Origin of the sequence: Ochrovirga pacifica (genome assembly GCF_000220525.1) — a bacterium.
GTDB lineage: Bacteria > Bacteroidota > Bacteroidia > Flavobacteriales > Flavobacteriaceae > Ochrovirga > Ochrovirga pacifica.
On sequence record NZ_AFPK01000066.1, the window covers coordinates 1 to 23,367 of the forward strand.

At 32.5% G+C, this 23,367-nt stretch carries 17 protein-coding genes, 1 tRNA gene and 1 pseudogene; 4 read left to right on the forward strand and 15 right to left on the reverse strand.

Annotated features, from left to right (window positions below):
• From FS85_RS0112210 to FS85_RS15670, 4 genes and pseudogenes are all read right to left on the reverse strand, one after another.
• Positions 1-772, reverse strand: a pseudogene (locus tag FS85_RS0112210) (tetratricopeptide repeat protein); the annotation flags it as partial.
• Between the two features lie 11 nt (positions 773-783).
• Positions 784-3,912 (reverse strand): TonB-dependent receptor domain-containing protein, encoded by a 3,129-nt coding sequence (locus FS85_RS0112215; RefSeq protein WP_010136615.1) that lies wholly within the window; start codon positions 3,910-3,912, stop codon positions 784-786.
• Between the two features lie 82 nt (positions 3,913-3,994).
• Positions 3,995-4,573 (reverse strand): sigma-70 family RNA polymerase sigma factor, encoded by a 579-nt coding sequence (locus tag FS85_RS0112220; RefSeq protein WP_010136616.1) that lies wholly within the window; start codon positions 4,571-4,573, stop codon positions 3,995-3,997.
• Positions 4,570-5,523 (reverse strand): FecR family protein, encoded by a 954-nt coding sequence (locus FS85_RS15670; RefSeq protein WP_010136618.1) that lies wholly within the window; start codon positions 5,521-5,523, stop codon positions 4,570-4,572. Before FS85_RS15670 ends, FS85_RS0112220 begins: the two co-directional genes overlap by 4 nt.
• A 131-nt stretch (positions 5,524-5,654) precedes the next feature.
• On the opposite strand from FS85_RS15670, the gene FS85_RS0112230 reads away from it, so the two are divergent.
• Positions 5,655-6,107, forward strand: a complete 453-nt coding sequence (locus FS85_RS0112230; protein ID WP_010136619.1) for a LexA family protein — start codon at positions 5,655-5,657, stop codon at positions 6,105-6,107.
• Positions 6,108-6,574: 467 nt separating this feature from the next.
• Here FS85_RS0112230 and FS85_RS15675 read toward each other — a convergent pair whose 3' ends face one another.
• From FS85_RS15675 to FS85_RS0112245, 3 genes are read right to left on the reverse strand one after another with little or no spacing between them, the layout of a single operon-like run.
• A complete protein-coding gene (locus FS85_RS15675) occupies positions 6,575-8,179 on the reverse strand; it encodes an alpha-L-fucosidase (RefSeq protein WP_010136620.1) in 1,605 nt (534 codons plus the stop codon).
• A 28-nt stretch (positions 8,180-8,207) separates the two neighbouring features.
• Entirely contained in the window at positions 8,208-9,737 is a 1,530-nt protein-coding gene (locus FS85_RS15680; RefSeq protein ID WP_010136621.1) for an alpha-L-fucosidase, read from the reverse strand.
• A 2-nt stretch (positions 9,738-9,739) separates the two neighbouring features.
• The gene (locus tag FS85_RS0112245; protein ID WP_010136622.1) at positions 9,740-11,329 is read right to left on the reverse strand and encodes an alpha-L-fucosidase; all 1,590 of its coding nucleotides are present in this window, start codon (positions 11,327-11,329) and stop codon (positions 9,740-9,742) included.
• A gap of 261 nt (positions 11,330-11,590) precedes the next feature.
• On the opposite strand from FS85_RS0112245, the gene FS85_RS0112250 reads away from it, so the two are divergent.
• Positions 11,591-13,177: a tetratricopeptide repeat protein gene (locus FS85_RS0112250; protein ID WP_010136623.1), complete on the forward strand. Its 1,587-nt coding sequence runs from the start codon at positions 11,591-11,593 to the stop codon at positions 13,175-13,177.
• Positions 13,178-13,771: 594 nt separating this feature from the next.
• Here FS85_RS0112250 and FS85_RS0112255 read toward each other — a convergent pair.
• From FS85_RS0112255 to FS85_RS0112285, 7 genes are all read right to left on the reverse strand, one after another.
• Positions 13,772-14,455: an ATP-binding protein gene (locus FS85_RS0112255; RefSeq protein ID WP_010136624.1), complete on the reverse strand. Its 684-nt coding sequence runs from the start codon at positions 14,453-14,455 to the stop codon at positions 13,772-13,774.
• Between the two features lie 208 nt (positions 14,456-14,663).
• Positions 14,664-15,080 carry a hypothetical protein gene (locus tag FS85_RS0112260; RefSeq protein ID WP_010136625.1) on the reverse strand — a complete coding sequence of 139 codons (417 nt, stop codon included), beginning with the start codon at positions 15,078-15,080 and terminating at the stop codon, positions 14,664-14,666.
• A gap of 70 nt (positions 15,081-15,150) precedes the next feature.
• Positions 15,151-15,423: a helix-turn-helix domain-containing protein gene (locus FS85_RS0112265; RefSeq protein ID WP_010136627.1), complete on the reverse strand. Its 273-nt coding sequence runs from the start codon at positions 15,421-15,423 to the stop codon at positions 15,151-15,153.
• A 224-nt stretch (positions 15,424-15,647) separates the two neighbouring features.
• Positions 15,648-16,496, reverse strand: a complete 849-nt coding sequence (locus FS85_RS16205) for an RteC domain-containing protein (RefSeq protein WP_010136628.1) — start codon at positions 16,494-16,496, stop codon at positions 15,648-15,650.
• 66 nt (positions 16,497-16,562) lie between these two features.
• Positions 16,563-17,810 (reverse strand): site-specific integrase, encoded by a 1,248-nt coding sequence (locus FS85_RS0112275; RefSeq protein ID WP_010136629.1) that lies wholly within the window; start codon positions 17,808-17,810, stop codon positions 16,563-16,565.
• Positions 17,811-18,021: 211 nt separating this feature from the next.
• Positions 18,022-18,105: transfer RNA gene (locus tag FS85_RS0112280), tRNA-Ser, on the reverse strand.
• A gap of 32 nt (positions 18,106-18,137) precedes the next feature.
• The gene (locus FS85_RS0112285; RefSeq protein ID WP_010136630.1) at positions 18,138-19,499 is read right to left on the reverse strand and encodes a glycoside hydrolase family protein; all 1,362 of its coding nucleotides are present in this window, start codon (positions 19,497-19,499) and stop codon (positions 18,138-18,140) included.
• A gap of 214 nt (positions 19,500-19,713) precedes the next feature.
• On the opposite strand from FS85_RS0112285, the gene FS85_RS0112290 reads away from it, so the two are divergent.
• Positions 19,714-20,697, forward strand: coding sequence for a Gfo/Idh/MocA family protein (locus FS85_RS0112290; RefSeq protein ID WP_010136631.1), 984 nt, complete (start codon positions 19,714-19,716; stop codon positions 20,695-20,697).
• Between the two features lie 72 nt (positions 20,698-20,769).
• On the opposite strand, the gene FS85_RS16210 is transcribed toward FS85_RS0112290, so the two are convergent.
• Positions 20,770-22,386, reverse strand: coding sequence for a T9SS type A sorting domain-containing protein (locus FS85_RS16210; RefSeq protein ID WP_083823648.1), 1,617 nt, complete (start codon positions 22,384-22,386; stop codon positions 20,770-20,772).
• Between the two features lie 236 nt (positions 22,387-22,622).
• On the opposite strand from FS85_RS16210, the gene FS85_RS0112300 reads away from it, so the two are divergent.
• Complete coding sequence (locus tag FS85_RS0112300) at positions 22,623-23,324, forward strand: hypothetical protein (RefSeq protein WP_010136633.1); 702 nt, start codon at positions 22,623-22,625, stop codon at positions 23,322-23,324.
• The last annotated feature ends 43 nt before the right edge of the window (positions 23,325-23,367 follow it).

A 23,367-nucleotide genomic window follows, 5' to 3' on the forward strand; every position in this document is an offset into this window, starting at 1 on the left:
AAGAAGTACCTTCATCATAATATTTAGGGTCTAAGAAATCTAAGCGAGGTAATGGAGCAAATCTGTTTTCAGTACCCGTAAAAATTGCATTTTGCATTTCATTTACCACCCCATTAGTACCATCAAAATTAACTTGAAAAAGGACATCTGTATTTCCAATAATTTTATTTGCAAACAATTTAGCATTTTCTAAATCTCCTAAAGACCTATACACTCTTGATTTTAACAGTTCGTATGTTAGGATTACGGAAGCATCCTCTTCATAATCTATTGCTAAGTCTAAAAACGGTATGCTACTTTCTAATAGCTGGGTAGCAGTTAATGCTTCTGTATTAGAATCTGCCGGAAGTCCTACAAAATTTTCTCCTGCCAATATTAAGGCATATGCTTTTGCAAAATATGCATATGACCAATCCTCTGCAGTAGCATCTACATCGTTAGGTAAGATGGTTTCTATACCATAATCAGCCATTTCCCTAAGGGCACCTATTTCTACTTGTGTGCTATTGACATCTATATCAGAATAATCAATTTGAGGTGTATCAAAAACTTTACTATACAACGTATAGTTGTTAAAATAATTATCTGATAGCATTTCAGAGTTGATGATAACATCATTTAGGGTTAGAGCTAATTGACGTTTTAATCCATTTATCCAACTTTTTGAGGGATTTTTATTCTCTAAAAACACATCTTCGGTTACATTAGGATTTTCTACACAAGAGATTACTACGAATGCAAAAAGTGTGAAGTAAAAATGTATATTTTTCATGATTATCTGTTTTAAAAGTTTACTCTAATTGAAGTTAGAAATTCTCTTGGTGCAGAATAGGTAGCGTATGAAATACCTCCTGTTGATGCACCCCCTTGCCCTGTAGCAGAACCACTTATAGTAGCCTCTGGATCGAAAGAAGAAGCTGTGAAATTGAATGGGTTGTTTACGGTAAAGCCGACTGATAAAGATTTTAGAATTGTTTTGTTTTTTGGCACGAAGTTATAATTAAGCCCCATGGTTCTTACCTTTAAAAAATCTGTTTTTTCGGTAAATAAATTTGTAAAGTTTAACCAATTTGACGTACCATTTGCTTCAGCTTCAGCTTCTGAAACAATATCGTCTGACGCACCATACAAAAATCTAAATTGTTGATCGAAACTATTTGCGTATGCTCCCATTTGGTAGTTTGCGTTTGCAAAGAAATCGAATTGATAGTAGCTAAAGTTTATTCCAATGTTTCCAAATAAATCAGGTATGGTAGTTCCTAAATAAGATTGTGGTGTAGTTGACTCTAATACTCCATCTTGGTTAAAGGTTCCTTTGTTACCTCTTATGTAACCAATAGGATGTCCTTCTTCTACGACTGTTTGAATTGTTCTTGCACTAAATCCGTTGATGTTGAATGGTGCTATCCCTCCTGAATTTACGACTAGGTTATCTAAAGTATTAATGGAAAGATTGAAAGCTAATTTTGCATTTTTAGTTTGAATAGGAATTAACTGAGTATTGATTTCCCATCCTTTATTTTCAATTTCACCAACATTATACAACTGACTGCTAGAGAAACCGCTTGATGGTGTAGGAGGTACATAAAACAAAGCATCTTTTGTATTTGCATTGTAGTACCCTACAGAAATATTAATTCTGTTATTTAACAAAGTAGCATCAAAACCGAGTTCGAAAGTTGTTGTTTTCTCTGGTTTAAGATTATTGTTACCAGGTTGTCCGAAGAATGCAGCTTGTTGTCCTTGAAATCCATTGAATTCAATTGTTCTTTCGTTTACAAAAGCAGGAGGTAAATTACCCGCTAACCCGTAATTTGACCTAAAACGTAAGGAATTGATTGTTTTTTTGGCTGGAAACCAAGACTCAGAATTAATTAACCATGACACTCCTGCTTTAGGATAATATTGTGTTCCGATATTGTCTCCGAAAGATGGGTTTCTATCACCCCTGATTCCTAAATCAAGGAATAGTTTGTCTTTAAAACCTATGTTTTCTTGTAAGTATATTCCGTAGTTTAATACCTCGGTTAGGTATTCTTCACTTGTTCTTATAGCTGCATCACTAATTGTTTTGGCACCATCTCTGATGTCATTTCCCCTATATTGTATCTGATGGTCTGAATTTCTAAACAATTGTCCACCTAGGGTAGAGATAAAAGAGAAGTCTTTTGTTTTGTATTTATGTTGAGCATTTAACTCTAATGTAATTCCAAAATATTTTCTTTCTACATTATTGATGCTACCTTCGTCAGTTATTTCTGATTGAGTAGTATGAGATAGGTATTCATTGGTTTGAATGGTTTGGTCTTTTTGAATTCTGTAATCTATACCCCCAACAAATTTTGCTTCAAAACCTCTGAATGGTTTATAGATAAAACTTTGAGAAGTAGTTATTCTATTTACATCAATACTGTTATCCTGAAGCTCTTCTGCTAAGCTTACGAAATCTTTAACTTCTTGAAATTCCTCTGAAGTTAAATCATCCAATCGGTTGTTAAAACCTTTTAAAACTGAAGCTCCACTTTCTGCAAACCACAAACCTGTGTAACCTCCTTGATTTCCATTTCTATTTCTTTTAAATCTATTATTTACATAAATAAAAGAACTGTTATAATCAACTTTATCAGCTAACTTTGCTTTAAACCCTGTACTAAAGTCAATTTTTCTGTTTTCATTGTTATCTTGTATTTGTGCTCCTGTATTTTGATAGTAATTTCCAGAAAAACTGTAACCAAATCCGTTTTCACTACTACCACTTAAAGACAAATTATGTTTTTGATATAAACCGTTTTGAAAAAGTAAATCTTTAGTTTTATCAAAGTATAAAAAATCAGTTGTTGGAGTTACCACTCCCATTTGTGTAGAAACACTTACTTGAGTTCCTGATTTACCACCTTTCTTAGTGAAAATTTGAATTACCCCATTTGCTGCATCAGAACCATAAAGAGTAGTAGCCGCACCACCATTGATGTACTCTATTCTTTCTATATTTTCCATTGGAATATCCGCGATAGAGCTTATGGCAGCACCTTGTGCACTTCCCCCACCAAGAGCACTCCTTGTATTTAAGTTATCCATACGAACACCATCTATATAAAAAATAGGTGTTGAACTTAAAAATGCAGAATTGATACCTCTAGATCTCATTATTGAAGATGAACCTGCTTGTCCACCTGTTAGATTGATTTGAGCATTGGGCAACTTGGTAGCAATTAACTGATCTATTCTTTGTGCAGGGATGTCTTCTAACTCTTCGGCTTTTATAGTTACAACATTATTTGATAGTCTTTTTTTACTTACACTTGCTCCTTGACCGGTGATTACGACTTCGTCTAATTGAGAAGCACTAAGCTCTAATGCTATATTGATTGTTTTTTGGTTGTTTATAGCTACTGTTTTTGTTTTGTAACCTGTATACGAAATACTTAATTGTTTAGCATTGCTTGGAATTTCGATAACATAATTACCATCAAAATCTGATATTGCTCTTATATTTGTTCCTACAACTGAAATCGTTGCTCCGAATACAGGGAATTTACTTTCGTTTGTGATGACTCCTCTTATTTTTGTTTTAGCTTGTTGACTTAAGAAAGTACTCTTTTCTGGAATTTTTACAAGTATTGATTTGTCTGTAATTTTAAAATCTAGAGTTGTTTTTTGTTTTAGTATGTCTAAAACAATAGTTAAAGGTTGGTTGATTGCATTGATATTTACTTTTTGCTGAAAAAATTCTTCTTTATAGATGTATATAAATTTTTTATCGACTTGGTTTTCAATCATTTCAAAAACATCTATTATAGGTGTGTTTTTCAGATTTAGGTTTATACTTGAAGTTTTACTATTTTCTGCTAAACTATCGGTTATGCGGGTTAGCATTAGTAATAAAAAAATTAAAAAATGTTTACAATTCATATGATTATTATTTTAGAATAAGACAATAGTTTTCCTGTCCTAACAAGTAGGATTTTTTGATTTTTGAAAAGTTAATCGTGGTTTATTTTATGTTGGCCAATTCTTTTGAGATGTACTTAAGAGCTATGCCAATATGATTCTCAACTGTTTTAGGGGTTATGTCTAATAATTCAGAGATTTCTTTGTATTTGAATCCGTCAAGCCTGCTCATCTCAAATACTTGACGAGTTCTGCTTGGGATTTTTTTCAAAATATTACTAATGATGACTTTATTTATTCTACTTTGTTCATTAGCAATGATATGTTCTTCTACATTTAATTCACTAGTACATGAATCAAACTGTTCGTATTGGTCTAACGATTTGACCTGGTAGTCTTTGCTTGTTTTTTTTAATTTGTTTTTTAATATTACATATAGGTAGGATTTAGGTTTTTTTATTTCGTTTAGCTTTTGCTTGTTGTCCCATAGATACATAAATACATCATTTACATTTTCTTCTACTATATGATTGTTGGATTCATATAATGCACCAAACCTACACAGACTATGATAATATTTATTGTAAAGCTTTTCAATAGCCTTGTTATTGCCTTTTTTGATGTTTGAAAACAGTGTTATATCTTCTTCCCAAACTAAATTATCAACACCTTTTATGCTCATTTTTTTTGATTTATCTGATATTGATTATCACTAATCGTATCTATGGACACATTGGCTATAAATTCTACAGCCTCTATAAATTGTTTAATTGTTTGATTTTTAAAAGCACCTGTGATTTTTTTGTTTTGGAGTTCAGCATTAGAGATACTAAACTGAACACCATAAAAACTATTTATTTGATTGATGGCATCTTTTAGGGGTAGATTGTTAAATATTAGTACATTTTCTTTCCAGCCCAACACTTGATTTGTTTTAAAATTTCTTTTGATTAAATGTTTGCTTTTTATATTGTAAACGACCTCTTCGTTGGGTAATAATTCTAAGTAGTTATTATTGTTTTTAGTTTTTACCTGCACCTTTCCTCTTTGTAAGGAAACAGATTTATTATTTGTATATGTATTGACATTGAATGCAGTACCTAAAACTTCTATATCCAAGTCTTTTGTATGTACGATAAATGGCATTTTTTTGTTGTGGGTTACATCAAAAAAAGCTTCTCCTTCTAAGTAAACCTCTCTTCTGTTGTTGAATTTGTTTGGATATTTTATTTGACTTAAAGCATTGAGGTGGATCTTGGTGCTATCGTTTAGATATATAATTTTTACTTCCCCTTTAGTGGTGCTAACTACGTTTGTATATGTTGCTTTTGCTGTGTTTAACAATTTAGAAACAGAGAGTACAGAAAAAATCAATAGAAAAGATGCTAGAACCGTCATTGTTTTTTTGTTTTTGCGAATTCTTAGCTTCTTGAATAAGTATTTTTTTCTTACTTTTTTTTCTGAGTCTGTATCCTCTGGATAATGATTCCAGATTTCTTTGTACGTGTTTAGAATTGAGTTAAGTTCATTGTCTATACTGAGTTCTATTTCGAATACAGCTGCATCTGATTTAGACATTTCATTAGTGAGATATCTAATACATTTTCTTTCTTTATTACTTAACTCAATCATTCTTTACCTTGTTTATTAGTAAGAGTCACATATTAAAATTTTCCCCTATAAAATAACATGAAGACATTACCAAATAAACTTTAACAGAATGTTAATCACTTTGATTTAGAATAAATTTTAACTTTAATGTTATGAAAATAATTAAAGTGACTCCACCGTTGGGAGACGAATTGGAACTGGTTCCGTACAGAGTTGAAGGGAACAACGTTTATGTGCCTTATTATGAAAGTGGTGTCCAGGCTGGATTTCCAAGTCCTGCTGATGATTTTAAGGAACAACAACTAAGTTTGGATGCAAGATTGTTGAGTAAACCGAATAGTACATTTATTGTAAAAGTGAAAGGGAATTCAATGTATCCTACTCTACATATAGGAGATTTTTTGATTGTACGATCAGATTTGTACTTAAAAGATGATTCGATTGCTATTGTATCTGTAAACAACAACGAGTTTACCGTGAAAAGATTTGATAAAGAGCGAAAATTGTTGATTGCAGATAATACTGACTTTGAAAATATACAGATTTTGGAGGAAGATGTAATCTTACCCCGAGGTGTTGTGAAACATTTGGTTAGGGATTTATAAAAATAAAAACTCCGCTAGTGGACTAGCGGAGCAAAAAATTGCTATGAAAAAGAAGGACTTAAGTCCTATTATTCAAACATACACTTTTTTATTAATTAACCAAACATAAACTAATAACAATGTGTACTTTAACACTTAATAAGCTAAAAGTCTCCAAAACTAGAATCAAATCGGTTTTATATTGATGGGGTTACCATTTGGAACCATTTTGTGGTTTTGATTTTTGTATAATCCATGTAACCACAAATGAAAATGCTTGTTTGATTTAGAGTTTTTCCAAAGTGGTATATCTCTATTGGACATCTTATTGAAAACATCTCTTATACCTTTTGTTTTATTGAATTGAACAAAATACATTTCTGGTTACAGGGTAGTGATGTACTTTGTTATTACGATATTTGTAACATTGAGTTGGATGAAATGGTTTATTGTCAGCTTTTTTAAATTTTAGAAATAGCACAAAGATTTTATTCCTTAACTAATTTGACTTTATAACAAAATGCATGTTTACCTGGATGGTTGTTAGGAAAAGAAAGTTCTAAGCCATATATATTTCTTTTCCAATTTACTTTTTCATTAGACCCTATTAAACTAATATTTGCTATTTTTCTATTAAAATATGGTAAGATGGTCGATAGCATTTTTCCGGTTATTTTATTTTCAGTTGGACGATCAAGAACAATAACATATAATGTGTTTCCGTCTTTACTTTGGGTATATCTAATATCTTTATCAGTATATATTGCCTCCCAGTTTTCGTTAAAGTGACCATCGGTCTTTAAGGTAGTTGGACCTTCACCATCAATGGTCCATGGTCTTGTATTGTATATTGCCTCCCCATTCATATGCAACCATTCTCCTATGCCTAACAATGTTTCCTTTTGATCTTCAGGAATTGTTCCATCAGCTTTAGGGCTTACATCCAATAGCAAACATCCGTTTTTACTAACGACATCACAAAGAATTTCGATAATGGCTTCTGACGATCTAGATTTACGACCATTATAAAACCATCCACCCAAAGGAGTGTCGCTTAACCATGGAGCTTCTCGTAATCCGGTTGAACGTCCTTTTTCATAATCTAAGATTCCTGCCGAAGGAGGGATACACACATCGTATTTAATTTTATATGTTAGGCCAATATCCTGATTGTTTTGGTTTGCATGATTTAATAAATAAGCAAATGCTTTTTTTCTAATATTATCACTAAGTAATTCTAACCCCATATCGAACCAATATAAATCTGGATTGTATTTATCGGCAGACTCTTTTAATATTTCAAACCAACGTTGTTCAAAATTATCATCAGGATATGGTTGAAAACTATCAGCATCAGAAGAAAAACCATGAGGCTTGCCATATAAATCTTCATTACCAGATATTCCACCATCAAAAGCATACGAATGATAATACCAATACCAAGTAAATGCATGATGATACGTAATAAGGTATTTCATATTGCGTTTTCGGATTGCTTTTTCTAATTCTCCAGTAATGTCAACACCCGCCATGTCCATACTATTCCAACGGCTCACATCAGAATCCCAGTTCAGATAATTATCATGAAACACGCCTATAGGCCCCATAAATTTAGCTCCTGCTTTCTGAAATAAATCAGCCCATTCTTCGGCATTGAATTTTGTTGGATTAAACTGCTTAATAATATCTTTGTACCCAACTTCGTTTTGATCACCACCGAATAAACTTTTGTGACGTAAATATTCACCTGATGGTTTAGCTTTACCTCTTGGAGCATTATTCCAGTAAACACCGATGGTGTCGTACATAGCCCATCCATACCATTCAGTCGTTTGATGTTGTGTAGCTAATGTAGCTGGTCCAATGCATGTAAAAATCCCAAATTTAGCATCTCTAAACCATTCTGGAGCTGAATGTTTGGCTATAGACGGCCATTCTTCTTTAAATATTTTTCCAGATTTTCTTGCATGTTCAATTTGGTTTATCTCACTAGCATTTTCTTTATTGCTTGGTTTTTTTTGAGCAAAAATAATTTGATTGGAGCTTAGCAAAAACACAAAGTAAAGTGATGAAAAAAAGACTTTTATATTCATTTTTTTATTTTTTTTAGTAGAATATTAGTTATTCGAACGATATTTTAACAGCAAAAGCATATTTACAATGCTGATTGTTAGGGAGTTTTATTTTTAGGTTATCATCATTTTGCTCAAAATCCAAACTTTTATTACTTCCTACCATCATTACAGAACTTATTTTTTTTGAATTGTATTCTGATTTAGTCCCCAGAGCTTTTATAGACATTATTTTATTTTCAGGCCATCCTAATTGGAAAGCAAATAAACTATTGCCTTTAGTCGTAAAACGAATGTCTTTTTGATCCATCATCTCCTCACTGGCCATATCTGCATGATTTTTTGCTTCTTTTCGTTTTGGTCCTTCCCCAAAAATTTTCCAAGGTCGGGTACCATATATTGCTTCTCCATTTAAAGTCATCCAAGCCCCCATTTCAATAAGGAAAGTATCAATAGCTTCTGGGTGGGTTCCATCTGCTTTTAATGGTAAGCATAAAAGTAAGTTTCCGTTCTTACTGACAATGTCAATTAATTTATCTACAATGTAGTTGGTGGGTCTATATTTTGCATATTGGTTGTAGCCCCAGCACCCCATATGATCGTCAGTCTGCCATGCATTTAATTTTAATTCTCCTGCTTTTTTTCTTTCATAATCCATAAGTGCAACATCAGAAAATTCTTTCCCTGATTCTTTAGGCCAGCCTTTGATACACATTACACCGTTTTCGGCACCATTGTGGCGTTTTAGGTTATTATTATAGAAGTGTGAAACAACATCATATCCTTTTTTTCTAAAGGGAATAGGACCGTCAAAATACAATAAATCTAATTCGTAATTATCTATTAAGTCTTTCAAACGCTTATTCCACATGGTTCCCCATGCCTCAGCAATGTGTTTATCATCAGGATTTTTATAATCATAAGGAGGATGGTATAAATCATAATACTCAGGATTGGCACCATCATAAGGTTTATTAGCAGTTCCTTTGTTTACAGTCCACCAGTTAAGACTTCTAGCTAAATGTGTTGTTGCACCATAACGCAAACCTTGTGCATGTGCAGCATCCTGAAAAGCTTTTACCATATCCATTTTTGGACCTGTTTTTACTGAATTCCAACGTGTATATTTAGAATCAAACAAATCGTAATTGTCATGAAACGTTGCAATAGAAGTGTAATATTTTGCCCCAGCATTTTTATATTGCTTCATCAAATGATTGGCATCAAATTTTTCTGCTTTCCACATAGGAATAAAATCTTTATATCCAAATTCTGATTGATCTCCCCATACTTTTTTATGATGAGGCCCTTGAATTTGCCACTTATTTTCGCCATCCATAATATACATATTACGAGCATACCATTCGCCTACAGCAGGAACAGAGTAGGGGCCCCACACATTCCAAATTCCAAATTTGGCATCTTTAAACCATTCTGGAGTTTTATACTGCTGTAGAGATTCTACAGTAGGTTCAAAATATTTAGGTACATCATTACTGGTAATGGTATTCTTTTTTAAGTGGTGACAACTTAAAAAAGTTAATCCTATTAAAAATATTAAAGAGTTTTTGAGTTTCATGGTTAGTTATTTTTTAAATTTAGTTGATAACAAAAAGCATGTTTCCCTTTTGCATTTTTTGGAAACGAGAAAGTCATATTTGTTTCATTTTGCTTCCACTCAATTTTTTCATCAGAACCAAGTAGAGAGACACTTTTAATATCTCGTGTGAGGTATTCGAACCCCTTTCCTAATTTTTTAGCAACGACCAAGTTGCTTGTTGGTTTATCCATTACAATTACATATATTGTATTACTATCTTTACTTTGTGTGTAGCGTATATCTTTTTCAGTATACATGGCTTCCCAGTTTTCGTTAAAGTGGCCGTCTTTATTTAATTTTGTAGGTCCTTCTTCGGCAATTACCCATGGTCTAGTATTATAAATAGCTTTACCATTTTTTTGCAACCATTCACCAATACCCATCAGGGTCTCTTTTTGATCTTCGGGTATAGTTCCGTCAGGTTTTGGGCTTACATCTAGTAGCATACAGCCATTTTTGCTTACAATGTCTATGAGGATTTCAATTACAGCTTCGGCAGAGCGAGATTTACGACCGTTATAAAACCATCCTGCAAGTGGCGTGTCGGTTAACCACACGTCTTCTCTTACATTTTGAGAACGTCCTTTTTCAAAATCTAAAATACCTGCAGATGGAGGTATACAAATGTCAAATTTAGTTTTGTATGAAATTCCAATTTCTTGATTTTTTTTCTCAGCATTATTAAGCATTCCAGCGAAAGCACGTTTTCGAATATCATCGCTTAACAACTCTAGCCCCATATCAAACCATAATAAATCTGGATTATATTTTGTGTAAGCTTCTTCAAGTTTTCTAAACCATAAGTCTTCATATTCTGCATCAGGATACTCATCAAAACTATCTGGGGCATCAGAAAATTTATGAGGTCTACAATATAAGTCTTCGTATGCAGGATCTGCTCCATCAAATAAGTGAGATTCATTGAAAAACCACCAGGAAAAAGCATGGTGAAAAGTCATTACAAATTTCATCCCTTTTGCTCGTATTGATTTTTCTAGCTCCCCTACTACATCAATGCCAGCAGTACGCTTCATATTCCAACGAGTAACTTTAGAGTCCCACAACATAAAATTATCATGATGACACCCCATTGGTCCACTAAACTTAGCTCCTGATTTTGCAAAAACATCAGCCCACTCATCTGCATTGAATTTATCCGGCTGAAAATCCATAATTAAATCTTTATATCCGTATTCATTTTGATCCCCAAAAAGTTTTTGATGTAATTTAAAGCTTCGGGTTGTATCAGGAGAGTTTGGTCTTACAGCATTTGTCCAATATTTTGCTTTTTTATTATACATTGCCCATCCCCACCATTCTGTGGTTTTATGTTGTGTAGCTAATACTGCTGGTCCAAAATGTGTATAAATTCCGAATTTAGCATCTCTAAACCATTCTGGGGTTGTGTGACGAGCGATAGAGGGCCATTCTTCTTTGTAATAGTTTTTAATTTCTTTGTTTTCTAATTCTGTTACAGTTTTACTTAGATTATTCTGATCTTTTTTTTGGCTTAGTATTGTATTGCTAAAAAAAAGAATAATAACTATTGTCCAAGATTTAATTTTATTCATTGTGTTAGTTTTAAATAATATATTGATTCATAAACTCTCTTTATAATGGTAAATATGACTATGGTAATTATGTTTTTGTAAAACACTTTAACTCTATTTCACAAAGTAGTCTAAACCACTAATTATCAATATGCAAAAATGTATTTTAAAGAATGATTTTTTAGATCTAACAACTATATTATAACTATATTTAGTGTAGTAAGCTCCAACATAAACTATATCTAAGATCAGAATTAATTATCTTGCATTAAAAAACATAATATGCGGTTTTGGATTAAGTATTTATATCTACTCATCATTATCACTCCAACTTCTATTTTATCCCAAAACTCATTAGATTCTACTTCGTTTGAAATAGACAATTTTCATCATGATCGTTATATCATGTTACAAGCTCCAACTGATGAAGCTTATTCTTACTTTGAAAATATTGGTAAGTATTTCTTATCGAGAAGTGACACCGTTAATTATCTAAACAGTGTAGTCCATATATCAGACATTGAGTATAGAAAAGGTAAATTTAACAACGCATTCGAACTACTTTGGGAGGTCATGCCAATGGCTAATAATATATCTAATAAAATGCCTTTACTTGAGATTCATCAAATGTTAGGCATTCTATATGGAGTTTATAATAAAGAAAATGAAGCCTTATTTCATTTAAAAGAAGGATTGATAATTGCTAATAAATATGCTAAGATTGATAAAAAATATAAGGAAAGGCTTACTGCTTGTTATTTAGATGTTGCCGTACAATATTTTACAATGCATGATTATAATTCTGCTCTTAAATATCTTGATACTTGTTACAAGTCTGACAATTCTGGAAACAGGTTATATTTTGTTGATGGAGTTTATGGACAAGTGTATATAAAATTAAAAGAATACAATAAGGCAAAAAAAAAATTATATGGTGTGCTTGAGTATCTTGAAAAAAATGGTAATGGTTTTCAGGCTTCGGTTGCTTATTATTTGGGTGAATTAAAAAGTGCAATTAATGAACCTGATAGTGCTTTTGTTTACTATAATAAATCTCTTAATGCTATAGACTCACTACAAACACAAACCAAAATGAAGCCTTTAGTTTTGGAGAAAATTGCAAAACTATACGCAAAGGAGAATAAGCATAAAAAAGCTTTTAATTATATACAAAAGTCTAAAGCATGGTCTGATAGTTTATTTAATATACAAAGTCAACAAAATAAAAATCTTTTTGAGATCAAAAATAAATATAAAGATGACATACAAAAAAAGGAAGAACAAATAGCGACTCAAACTAAATTATTAGAATTGAATAACAAAGCTAAATTTAGATTATGGTTATTAATTATTTTCTTATTACTATTAGCCTCAATAGTGTATATTACATTTAGGCTGAAAGTAAAGATTAAAAAAATAGCCTTTGAAAAGAAAATTAATGATGATAAAAACAAAGCTATACTTAATGTTAAAAACAAAGAACTTACTGCTAATGCTTTGCAAATAATAGAAAAAGAACAATTTACTAAAGAGCTTTTAGAAGAACTTAAAACAAAATCACCTGTCACCTATAAATCTTTGCACAACAAACATAAACAAAATAACAAGAGAATCTGGGAAGATTTCCATCTACGGTTTACGCAAATCAATAAAAATTTTTATGACCAATTATTAATGGATTATCCAGATTTAACTCCAACAGATTTAAAACACTGTGCTCTTGTAAAACTAAATTTTGACAGTAAAGAAATGTCTCATTTATTAGGTATCTCAATAAATAGTGTACATATGGCTCGTTCACGTATTCGTAAGAAATTGGGACTAAATAGAGATGACAATCTCAATATTTTTTTAAATAAAATAGTTTAATTTTTAAGTTATGTAGACTTTATTCTGAAAAGGTCAGGCATCGTTTTAACGGGGTTTATATAAAAAATTGCGTGTAAATTGGCAGCGAATTTTTGGTAAATAAGACTAACAAAATGAATGATAAGAAAAAATTAAAGCAATTTTTATTTGGATAGACTCAGCTCTAAAAAAGGATTTTCTTTTAGGAGATATAATCTGATTTATCCTTTTAAAGCCTCTTTAAATATAAAATCCTTTATGAGGCTATGTCTTTAGTAGTTTATCTTACTCCTTAAAAGATATAGGCTTTATTGGTTGTTCTTTAGGAAACATTCCAACATTTTTTTCAGCACTAGACCTGCCTATAACTTGACTAAATCTCAAGACATCAATTACTTTATCTGTCAGATGAAGCTCAACTAAAACTCCGTAATTAATTATTTTAAACTAATTGTAGTTTTCAGATTTAAGATACTTTTTTTCTCCACTCCTGATCACTTGAATGAAAGAATCGGTCGGAATTTATATTTTTAACTTTCATGTTACGATAATTTTGCACAACGGAGTAAGAGGTATGTAATTTGTATGGTAAATTTTAATCGCATTCTACACCTATCATCTTTTATCCCTACAATCCTTATCAAAAGCGACCAAATTAAACAATTGTCGCATTCTGGAACGAACTCTTGTTCCATAACGTTCTCCTAATTCATTTGCATTTAGGTTAGTTGTTGCATATGTTAACCTCTTGTTTTGAATAAATAAATCATGTCTAGAGAGTAAAACTTCTCCCATCACATTGCAATCTTGTCCGAAATGTTTTCCATCGGGTTCTACTCCTAAATCATCAAAACAGTAAGAGTTAGAAGAACCGTACATCTCTATAGTTGGGTATCCTTTTCCGTTGAATTGAAAAGTTATTTGTCTGCATGGGATTACCTGGTAAGAATTGTGTTCAGGTGTTATGCATTTCAGTAACTTCATCAAAGAAGTCTTTCCGCAACCTACAGGACCCGATAATAAAATTCCTTTGTAAGGATCTATTCCATACTTTTCACAATTTTTATAATCACGGATATAAAACAAGCAAAGCTTGTAAACCAAAAACAAATCTTCATCGTAAATTTTAAAATCTTTCCCAAATAGTAGTTTTCCTTTGTAGTTGAGGTAAGCAACAATTTTATCAAAATCGTATTGGATGACATTGTTTTCAATAGTTCCTAATTCGAACATCGTTTCTTTTTCGTGTATGATGTGTGGATGCATATTTTTTTCTTTTGTTTTTTTTGACTTTTGCATCTTCTGTTCTTTTGCCTTGATGCCAAAGAACTAAAAAATCAAGACTTCAAGAACATTTCTAAAATGCTGTTCTCATTTTCTAAAGAAAAAGAACTCGCTATCGCTCAAACACCTTTTTCTTTTTACGAAAATTTCAAATCCATTTTCACAAAACAACCTTGTATGTCAAATTTTATTTTTTGTTTTAAAACAGCCAAAACCAAAATTTTTATAGTGGTTGGTTGTAATCTTTATCATTTTCTATTTTTAAAAAATCAGAATTTTGATTTTCCTGTTTATAATGTTTACTATGTTTATTATTGTTTATATAAGGCCCCGATACTTGTCCCACTTTTGATACGGTAGTTGTCCCACTTTTGGTACTGTATGAGTTCACTACTTGTTCGGTACTTGTCCCAAAATTGAACATGTAAATTTTACTCCCCATATGAGGATTATGAGAGGGTTTGTAAATTATATATTTCCACTCTGATAAATCATGTAAACATTTGTGATAGGTTCCTTTGGAACCTATTCTGGACATTAGCATAATTTCATTTCTATTGATGAAAAACTCTGATGAAAACCTAGCTTTGTTCCAGAAATAGAACAAAGCCATATACATGCTTACATGTGTGGTATTCATTTTAGTGTCTGATTGAATTTTAACAAAGAATTGGTTGAGATGGGATATGTAATTGATCTCAGCCATTTTATTAATGATTTACTTTGTTAGCCTCCATCACTTTTTGAATTTCTTGAGATTCGTAGTATATAATCCCACCTATTTTGGTGTAGGGTAAAGTACCATTGATTCTCAATGTTTGAAGTGTTCCTGGACTTACCTGGAGTAATTCCATTACTTCATTAGATTTTAAATATTTCTTTGTTTGGCCCAAAGGACTTTGATCTAATAATTTTTTAAACTCTACTAATAATTCTAATTTAAATTCTCTTAAATCGTCTGTAGTAATAATAGCTGTTGGCATCTGTTACAATTTTAATGATTAACTAATAGTTTGATTTGACTTTCGTTTTACAAAATTGCAATGCTTTGATGGAATTTATTCGGTACCTGTTCGGTACTACCGAAAAATAAATTTCAAAATTTAAAACCTCAACCTTTATAAAGGTTGAGGTTTTATTACCTAGAATCTATTTAAATAATAGTTGTAGAAATACCTTTTTCGGTAGTTACGAGAACTACCGATTTTTAAGCATCTTCAAAATCTAATTTTTTAACAAGATTTGATGATAATTTAGAAAGGAATTTGGTTTGCTCTTTACTTCTATTTTGAATCTCTCCAAAGGTTTTATAGTAGTTACCTAACTCTATTTTAAATATAGATTCAAATACTCCTACTAAATCCTTTACCTGAGCAGTTCCACCATTGATTGCACCTGTTACCTTTAAAGCATAGATCAACTCTACCAAATCTGTTTTAGAGGCTGTCCAGCTGAGAGAACCCAATCCGTTCTGAATGGTAATATTATCTAAAGAACTTTTTTGTAAGTTTCTTAAACAATACAATTCTTGCTTTAAAAAATCTTTGATTTGATTGTAATAGAATACTTCCGCGGCTAAATAATCGTGTGATGTTGTAAAAAGCGGATCTGTGTCTAGTATTTCAGATTGTGAAAACAGTAGCGTTTGTTGTTTAATTCTTGTAAAATAAATTTCATCACAATGCGTTTCTTCGTGTTTCACATACTTAAAAAAACTTATATTATTCTTCCTTATAACTTCAATCTCTTTGATTAAATTTTGAATGTATTTGATTTGCCTTTCGCTTGATACAAAAGGCATTTCACAATAGTATTCTAGTTGTGTTTTGAAGAATTTTAGTCTGCTACAGATTTGTGGTTTTACGCTTTTAAAAAAGTTGATTTCTTCTTCTTTGCTCTCAAAATGTTTAACTCGTACATGTTCTCGGAGTTTTGAAAGTAACTCCTTGGTTAGAACAATGTTTTGTTTCAGTTTTTCTTTTGTTTCTAATGCTAATTTGTTATTTGTTTTTATTTCTTTTCCATACTCCACCACCCATAGATTGATTTTCTCCATGTTAAGCAATTGTTATTTTTTTGATAACAAATAAAGCTAAATATTACTGTATTCATACTATTTCGTTTATGATATTTCACTTTTATCAATATTAATTAACTTTTGTTTACTGTATTTATCTTGTAGAATTTGCATGTCTTCAGACACTTTTTTGTCTATAATTTTTGCGTATATCTGAGTAGTGGTCAATTTAGTATGTCCTAACATTTTAGACACCGTTTCTATGGGAATTCCATTACTTAAAGTAACTGTGGTTGCAAAAGTATGACGTGCCATGTGAAAGGTTAAATTTTTAGTAATACCACAACAATCTGCTATTTCTTTTAAGTAACTATTCACTTTCTGATTGGAGATTCCTGGTAGTAGTTTTTTGGAATGTAAAACACGTAAGTTTTCGGTATATGAATTTAGGATGTTTTCTGCGGGTTCTAAAAGTGGAACCTTTACTGAAGTACCTGTTTTTTGTCTTTTAGTGATAATCCAAGTATTTCCATCAATACCTTTTGCCAGATTTTGAGAGGTTAAATTTCTTATATCTACATAAGCTAATCCAGTGTAACAACTAAACAAGAATAGGTCTTTAACATTTTGAAGTCTTTCTATTGTAAACTTATATTCTATTATACTGTTCAATTCATCTTGAGTTAAATATTCTCTATCAGGTTTAACAGTTTTAAACTTATACGAAATGAAAGGATTTTTTGCTATCCAATCTAATTTCATTGCCATATAAAACATTTTCTTAAACCTTTGTAAATGTTTTGCTATGGTATTTATTTTAATGGATCCGTATTTATGTTTACTAAGGAATAGCTCGAAATCAATAATCATTTGATAGTTAATATCTTTAAGGAATACATCAGTAGTTTTGTACTTTTCAGATAAAAAAGTTTTCAAATAAGATTGAGTAGTTTTGTAATGGCTGTAAGTTGCTTTGGAAAGTTGACCTTCATTTAGTTTATTATGGTATTCAAATAATTCCAATAAAGAGTGATATCTAACGTCTAAGCCCAAATATCTAGATTTAACCAATTTTGCAGTTACATTCTCATCTTCATAAGTTAAGTCTTGGTAGGCCTTGAATAATCCAGACCTCACCTGTTCAATATAGTTATTAATGTTTCTCGCTTCGGAACTATTTCCTTTTACTTTGGATTTAGACGAATCCCATTTGGAAACTTCTACCTCTCTCTTTAAACTAATATTTGCTCTTTTTTGATTGATAGTTACTCTTGCAAATATTTGAGCTTTGTTGTTTTTAATACGCGAAGTGTTTATCCAGAATAGGATTGCAAATGTTTGTGAACTTCTCATAATTGTCGTCTTTATTGATGAATAAATGGACGAAAGTCAAATCAACTATAAGATTTCATTAAGCGGTCAACAAATTTGTTAAAAATTTTGTTGACCGATATGTAGACCTAATTTATGAATTAATTTGGTTTGTTATAAAATCAACATAAATTAAAACAACCGATAAACATTGAGTTTATACTGTTTTGGCTAAAGTTGTATTAGCTAATTGCAGTGAGAGTGGGATTCGAACCCACGGGCCGCAAACACGACCACAGCGTTCCAGGCTGCTCCATTACCACTCTGGCACCTCACTTTGTGTTAAAACGGGTGCAAACATACTAATTTTTATTCGTAAGCAGCAGCCCCACAAAACTTTTTTGAATCCTTACCTCGGTAGGCTGCACCATTTACTATGTTTTTTCGGGCAGCTACAGTATTGTCTAGATTGGTTTCTTTGGCAGGAATACGGGCTTTTACAGTACTTGTGTCAATGGCTATTTGTCCTACAAAATCGCCAATAACACATACCGAAGGGCCTGTTTTTACTCCTTTAGATTCTTTGTCTGGTTGGGTGTTAGCATCAAAATAAGAGAGCAAACATTTGGGAATACTCTTTTTGGCAGAATATTGTACTGGGGCACTTAGTCCGTATACAGCAGTTACATTTTTTATCCAAGAGTCTTTTCCGTACCTTCCTTTTCCTGTAGGATCTTTGTATCCAGGTCTGATTTCTACCACCATTTGCGAGTTGTATCCATAAGCTCCATTCACATAAACAGCTCCGTTTATCAAGGTGTGTGGATTTAAATATACGGCTGCTTTTCCGTTTTCGCTACTTACATTTACCACGTGTACATTGTCTACTCCATAAAGACTTTTAGAGGTTCGATTGTCTGTTTCCAAACGGGCACAAACCCCACCTAAGCTATACAAATTGCTAAAAAGTAAGTTTTTTCCTGCATTAGACTGTATCAGTCCATATCCAAAAGCAGCATGGGTTTGTTTTACATAATCAATGGTTACGTTTTTGGCACAACCAGTTTCATTATAGGTTTTGTTTTGAAATGAAAAAGCAACACCCGAAAATCGAGTTTGATCGTCTTGAATCCATATATTCTGTACAAACAAATTGGTTACTGCACCTATCGTAAAAGCTCTAGCTCCACCTGTTTTGGGCAAGTCAGATTCTCTTTTGTATCGTATAATGGCTCTTTCTGTTCCCATTCCTAAACCTAGGATGGATACGTTTGTTACCTTTTCATTTTTTCCTATACCAAAGACCCATTTGGCTTTTTTTATGTGTTTTGGGTTCGACTGATTGGGTTCCAAAATCACTTTGGGTTGTAAGCGGATGTGTACATTAGATTTCAATTCTAGTCCACTTACCACATACAGTCCGGGTTCAAACACTAGCTTCCCTCCTATTTTTCCATGCTGTTGGGCTTTGCTGGCCTTTACAATCATTTTATTAATAGTTTCTGTATCGTCATCAGGATGCACTGTAAACTCTTTTAATTGGTCTATCTCTTTTTCATTAGGTCCTTGGTAACCTACGTTTTTTACTTTAAAAATTCCTGCCCTAACTTTTGTTTCTAAAATGTGTTGAGTTTTGTTTACATCATGCCCTAAAAACGTTACGTATTGTTGTGCGTTGCTAGTGTTAATTGCTAGTATCAAACCTAGCGATGCTAGTAGCCTTCTGTACATGGTGATTTTTTTTTTAAAGTTTGTGTGTACACAAAGACGGTTTTAGTGTGGTTTTGTTTAATGGCTTAATGATGTTTGTCAAAATAAAGGTTTGTTTGGTCTATTTTGATGTGATTTTAAGGACAGTTTTAAATTTTAGTAAGTACAAAGGATTCTGTTTACAATCGTTTTTTCTTAGCAAGATAAACAGTACTTTTATGTAAAAATAACTAGAATGAAACAAGTACGTTGGGGAATTATTGGTGTGGGTGATGTGTGCGAAGTAAAAAGTGCACCGGCCATGTATAAAATTCCAAATTCTACCGTAATTGCGGTTATGCGTAGAGATGCAGAAAAAGCCAAAGACTATGCAAAAAGACATGGTATAGAGGAATGGACTACCGATGCAGATGAAATCATACAACATCCAGAAATCAATGCCATTTACATAGCTACACCACCCAAATATCATAAAAACTATGCGCTAAAAGTGGCCCAAGCAGGAAAAGCTTGTTATATAGAAAAACCGATGGCCATACACTACGCGGCTTGTGTAGAAATAGAAAAAGCTTTTAAAGCCAAAAAGCTCCCCTTGTTTATTGCTTATTACAGAACCTGTTTGCCTAACTTTTTAAAAGCCAAAGAACTCATCACCAACGGAAGTCTGGGAACACTTTTGCAAGTACAAATAAACCTAACCAAACCGTTAGATGTGGTTGATGCCAACTATGCACAACGCAACTGGCGGGTAGATCCTAAATTGGCCGGAGATGGTTATTTTTACGATTTGGGCTCGCATCAACTGAACATTTTAGAATTTTTGATAGGTGCTATAGAACACGTTCAGGGAATTGCCATCAATCAATCTAAAATTTACAAAGCAAGTGATGTAGTAGCTGCCAACATTTTATTTAAAAACCATGTAGTGGGTTCTTGTTTTTGGGCTTTTAATACTGCCAGCAAACAAAGACAAGATGAATTGATAATTTTGGGGAGCAAAGGAAGTATTAAAATGGCTTGTTTTAACGATCGTCCTTTAGAATATACCAACGCTGAGGGTATTGTTACCTTGTTTGACTTGCCTTATCCTGAACATGTGCAACAACCTTTAATTAGCTCTATTGTGCAGGATTTGCTACACAAAACAAAAAAAACATATAGTACAGGAAGCATTGGAAGCCGAACCCAGTATTGGCTAGAACAAATTTCAGGAATGTAAAAAAAATAAAAAAAGCATCGAACGTATAGGTACGTTCAATGCTTTTTATTTTACTCTTTTTTTACAAAGATTTTATTCTACTATAATTTTGGTGATTTTGTTAATATCGTTACCAATTACATTTACAAAATACAAACCACTTCTTGAAAAAACAGATCGATTGATTTCGTAATCTCCAGTAATACTTGTTTGCAACACAGTACTTCCCTTTGCATCAAAAACCTGTACAGTATATGTTTTTGATTGGTTTGGTACGTTAATATACAAATTCTCATTCTTTAATGGATTTGGATATATTTGTATGGTGTTGGCAACCTTTGTGTTTTCTATGGTTAGTTCTGACAAAGGATTGGCTACAGACCCATTGCTAGATACAGGAATTAAAGCCCACTGTGTCCAGTTGTTAGTAGACGATGTAGATTTTTGAATAATAGCACTGTAATCACTAGTGGTTTCTGGCCTAAAGTAATCTCCTGTAGCTCTGTTCTGTAAATAAAAATACCCACCCGAACTGCTTATTATTTTCCATTGTGTATAACTACCATCGTACGAAGTTGGTTTTTGTATTAAAACACTATTTTCGGTATCGTTGGTAGGTCTAAAATACATTCCGTTAGCTACGTTTTTTAGGTAAAACCACCCATTATCCGTCGCAATTTTTTCCCATTGGGTTGGGGCTCCAGACCATGTAGAAGGTACCAACTCTAAAGGTGTATTTTCTGCACTTCCATTGGTTCTTACTTTTTTTCCAGTTTCTCTGTTTACCAAGAAATATTTAGTAGAAGCTGGTGCATCCTCTATAGACCATGTTCTTACCCAATCTACATACATAGTGTTTTTGGCATTGTTGTTTAAGTCACTTTTTACAGCCAAACCACCTAGCCAGTCTGCTTCGTTAGTCCATAAATCAAAAATAACATTCAAATCTCTGGTAAACTGTCGGTTGTAGGTTACACCATCTAAATGATCTCCTACATAAATACTTCCTGCAGGCTCTCCATCTAAGAAAAACTGAACATTTCTTGCATCAGACCAATAGGCACCAAAAATATGATAATCGGCATCCCATTTTACTCCTTTTAGCGGATTGCCACTAGATAAATTTCTATTGTCAAAATTTCCGTGTTTTCTCACTGTTTCTGGTGTTTTGGTTTGATCTGCTTGAAAATATTGAGAATTCATTTGCCAAGGAAAATCAGGTTGACAACCACAAGTAGGTTTGGCATTGTTTTCTATAATATCAATTTCGTCTCTATTGTTTATATCTCCATTATTTAACCAATAAGTAGTGTAGGCAGAAATAGAAGAAGCCTTGATTTTACTTTCGGTATACATTGGATACGATATCTTTTCTTTAGACATAATTCTTGCAGACCTAAACCAACGCTCGGCACTGTTATCTAAAGTTGCTCGAATCCACATATATCCTCCCCATACTCCAGAGTTTGTGTTGTCAGCCACCATTTCTACAGGTACTTCGTAATTCCATGTAGATTTGGTCCATTTGGTGGTATCCAAACCATTTACATTAAATTCGTCGGTAAGACCATCAACTTTCACCCATTGTTTACCACTAGGTATGGGGTCTAAACCAGCACCAAATGTGGGGGCAGATTGTGCAAACAAATTGTTTAAACACAAAAAAGAGAGCAACAAGGTTACACTTTTTCTAAAAATAGTTTTCATCATTTTTTAAATATTTTATGTTATTCGCAGTCCAAAGCTATAGTTCATAAAAAAAAGGTACCATAACAAATATTGAATTGAATGCTTCAAATGTTTTTAACAAAAAAGTGATTCCCTTAATGCCCCAAGGATACTATAAATAGAACAAACCATGTTCAGTTGAATCTTTTGCTAGTAAAGTCTATTGTTCCGAAAAAGTTGATACTTTTGAGTCCATCAATCTACATTATACATTAAATATGAAAACAATTTTAAAACTCTTTTTACTAATTAGCATCAACACTCAAATTTACGCACAACAATCAGACCCCAAAGCCATTGCTATTGCCAAAGAGGTGATGCAGCAAATGGGAGGAGAAGAACAATGGAACAATACACATTTTATTCAATGGGATTTTGGAAAACGCACCTTGTACTGGGACAAATGGACAGGGGATGTTCGTGTAGAAGCACCGAACGATGCCTTGGTTATTTTGGTAAACATAAACACCATGAAAGGAAAAGCGTATCAGAACGGTACGTTGGTTCAAGACAAACAACAAACCAAAAAACTGTTAAAAAAAGGAAAAAACTGGTGGATTAACGATTCGTACTGGCTTACCATGCCTTGGAAACTATTAGACCCTGGGGTAACCCTAACCTACTTAAGAACCGATACACTACCAAACGGTGCACAAGCCGATGTGTTGCAAATGACTTTTGAAAACGTGGGTGTAACCCCTAATAACAAGTACGAAATATTTGTAGATCAACAAGAAAAACTAGTAAAACAATGGGCTTTTTTTAAGAATTACCAAGACACGAAACCTAAATTTAGCAAGCCTTGGGACAATTACCAAAAACTAGGCAAAGTATGGTTGTCTTTTAACCGTAGTGATTTTGGTCCTAAAAACGTGGTTGTAAAAGACACTTTTGATGCCCAATTATTTACAAACCTATAATTGTTTATAATCAATCTTAATGAAACCCGATTGTTTGCGACTA

Bases quoted from the DNA above. Each gene is read 5' to 3' on its own strand.
- FS85_RS0112215 (WP_010136615.1), bottom strand. From the start codon at position 3,912: ATGAATTGTAAACATTTTTTAATTTTTTTATTACTAATGCTAACCCGC.
- FS85_RS0112220 (WP_010136616.1), bottom strand. From the start codon at position 4,573: ATGAGCATAAAAGGTGTTGATAATTTAGTTTGGGAAGAAGATATAACA.
- FS85_RS15670 (WP_010136618.1), bottom strand. From the start codon at position 5,523: ATGATTGAGTTAAGTAATAAAGAAAGAAAATGTATTAGATATCTCACT.
- FS85_RS0112230 (WP_010136619.1), top strand. From the start codon at position 5,655: ATGAAAATAATTAAAGTGACTCCACCGTTGGGAGACGAATTGGAACTG.
- FS85_RS15675 (WP_010136620.1), bottom strand. From the start codon at position 8,179: ATGAATATAAAAGTCTTTTTTTCATCACTTTACTTTGTGTTTTTGCTA.
- FS85_RS15680 (WP_010136621.1), bottom strand. From the start codon at position 9,737: ATGAAACTCAAAAACTCTTTAATATTTTTAATAGGATTAACTTTTTTA.
- FS85_RS0112245 (WP_010136622.1), bottom strand. From the start codon at position 11,329: ATGAATAAAATTAAATCTTGGACAATAGTTATTATTCTTTTTTTTAGC.
- FS85_RS0112250 (WP_010136623.1), top strand. From the start codon at position 11,591: ATGCGGTTTTGGATTAAGTATTTATATCTACTCATCATTATCACTCCA.
- FS85_RS0112255 (WP_010136624.1), bottom strand. From the start codon at position 14,455: ATGCAAAAGTCAAAAAAAACAAAAGAAAAAAATATGCATCCACACATC.
- FS85_RS0112260 (WP_010136625.1), bottom strand. From the start codon at position 15,080: ATGAATACCACACATGTAAGCATGTATATGGCTTTGTTCTATTTCTGG.
- FS85_RS0112265 (WP_010136627.1), bottom strand. From the start codon at position 15,423: ATGCCAACAGCTATTATTACTACAGACGATTTAAGAGAATTTAAATTA.
- FS85_RS16205 (WP_010136628.1), bottom strand. From the start codon at position 16,496: ATGGAGAAAATCAATCTATGGGTGGTGGAGTATGGAAAAGAAATAAAA.
- FS85_RS0112275 (WP_010136629.1), bottom strand. From the start codon at position 17,810: ATGAGAAGTTCACAAACATTTGCAATCCTATTCTGGATAAACACTTCG.
- FS85_RS0112285 (WP_010136630.1), bottom strand. From the start codon at position 19,499: ATGTACAGAAGGCTACTAGCATCGCTAGGTTTGATACTAGCAATTAAC.
- FS85_RS0112290 (WP_010136631.1), top strand. From the start codon at position 19,714: ATGAAACAAGTACGTTGGGGAATTATTGGTGTGGGTGATGTGTGCGAA.
- FS85_RS16210 (WP_083823648.1), bottom strand. From the start codon at position 22,386: ATGATGAAAACTATTTTTAGAAAAAGTGTAACCTTGTTGCTCTCTTTT.
- FS85_RS0112300 (WP_010136633.1), top strand. From the start codon at position 22,623: ATGAAAACAATTTTAAAACTCTTTTTACTAATTAGCATCAACACTCAA.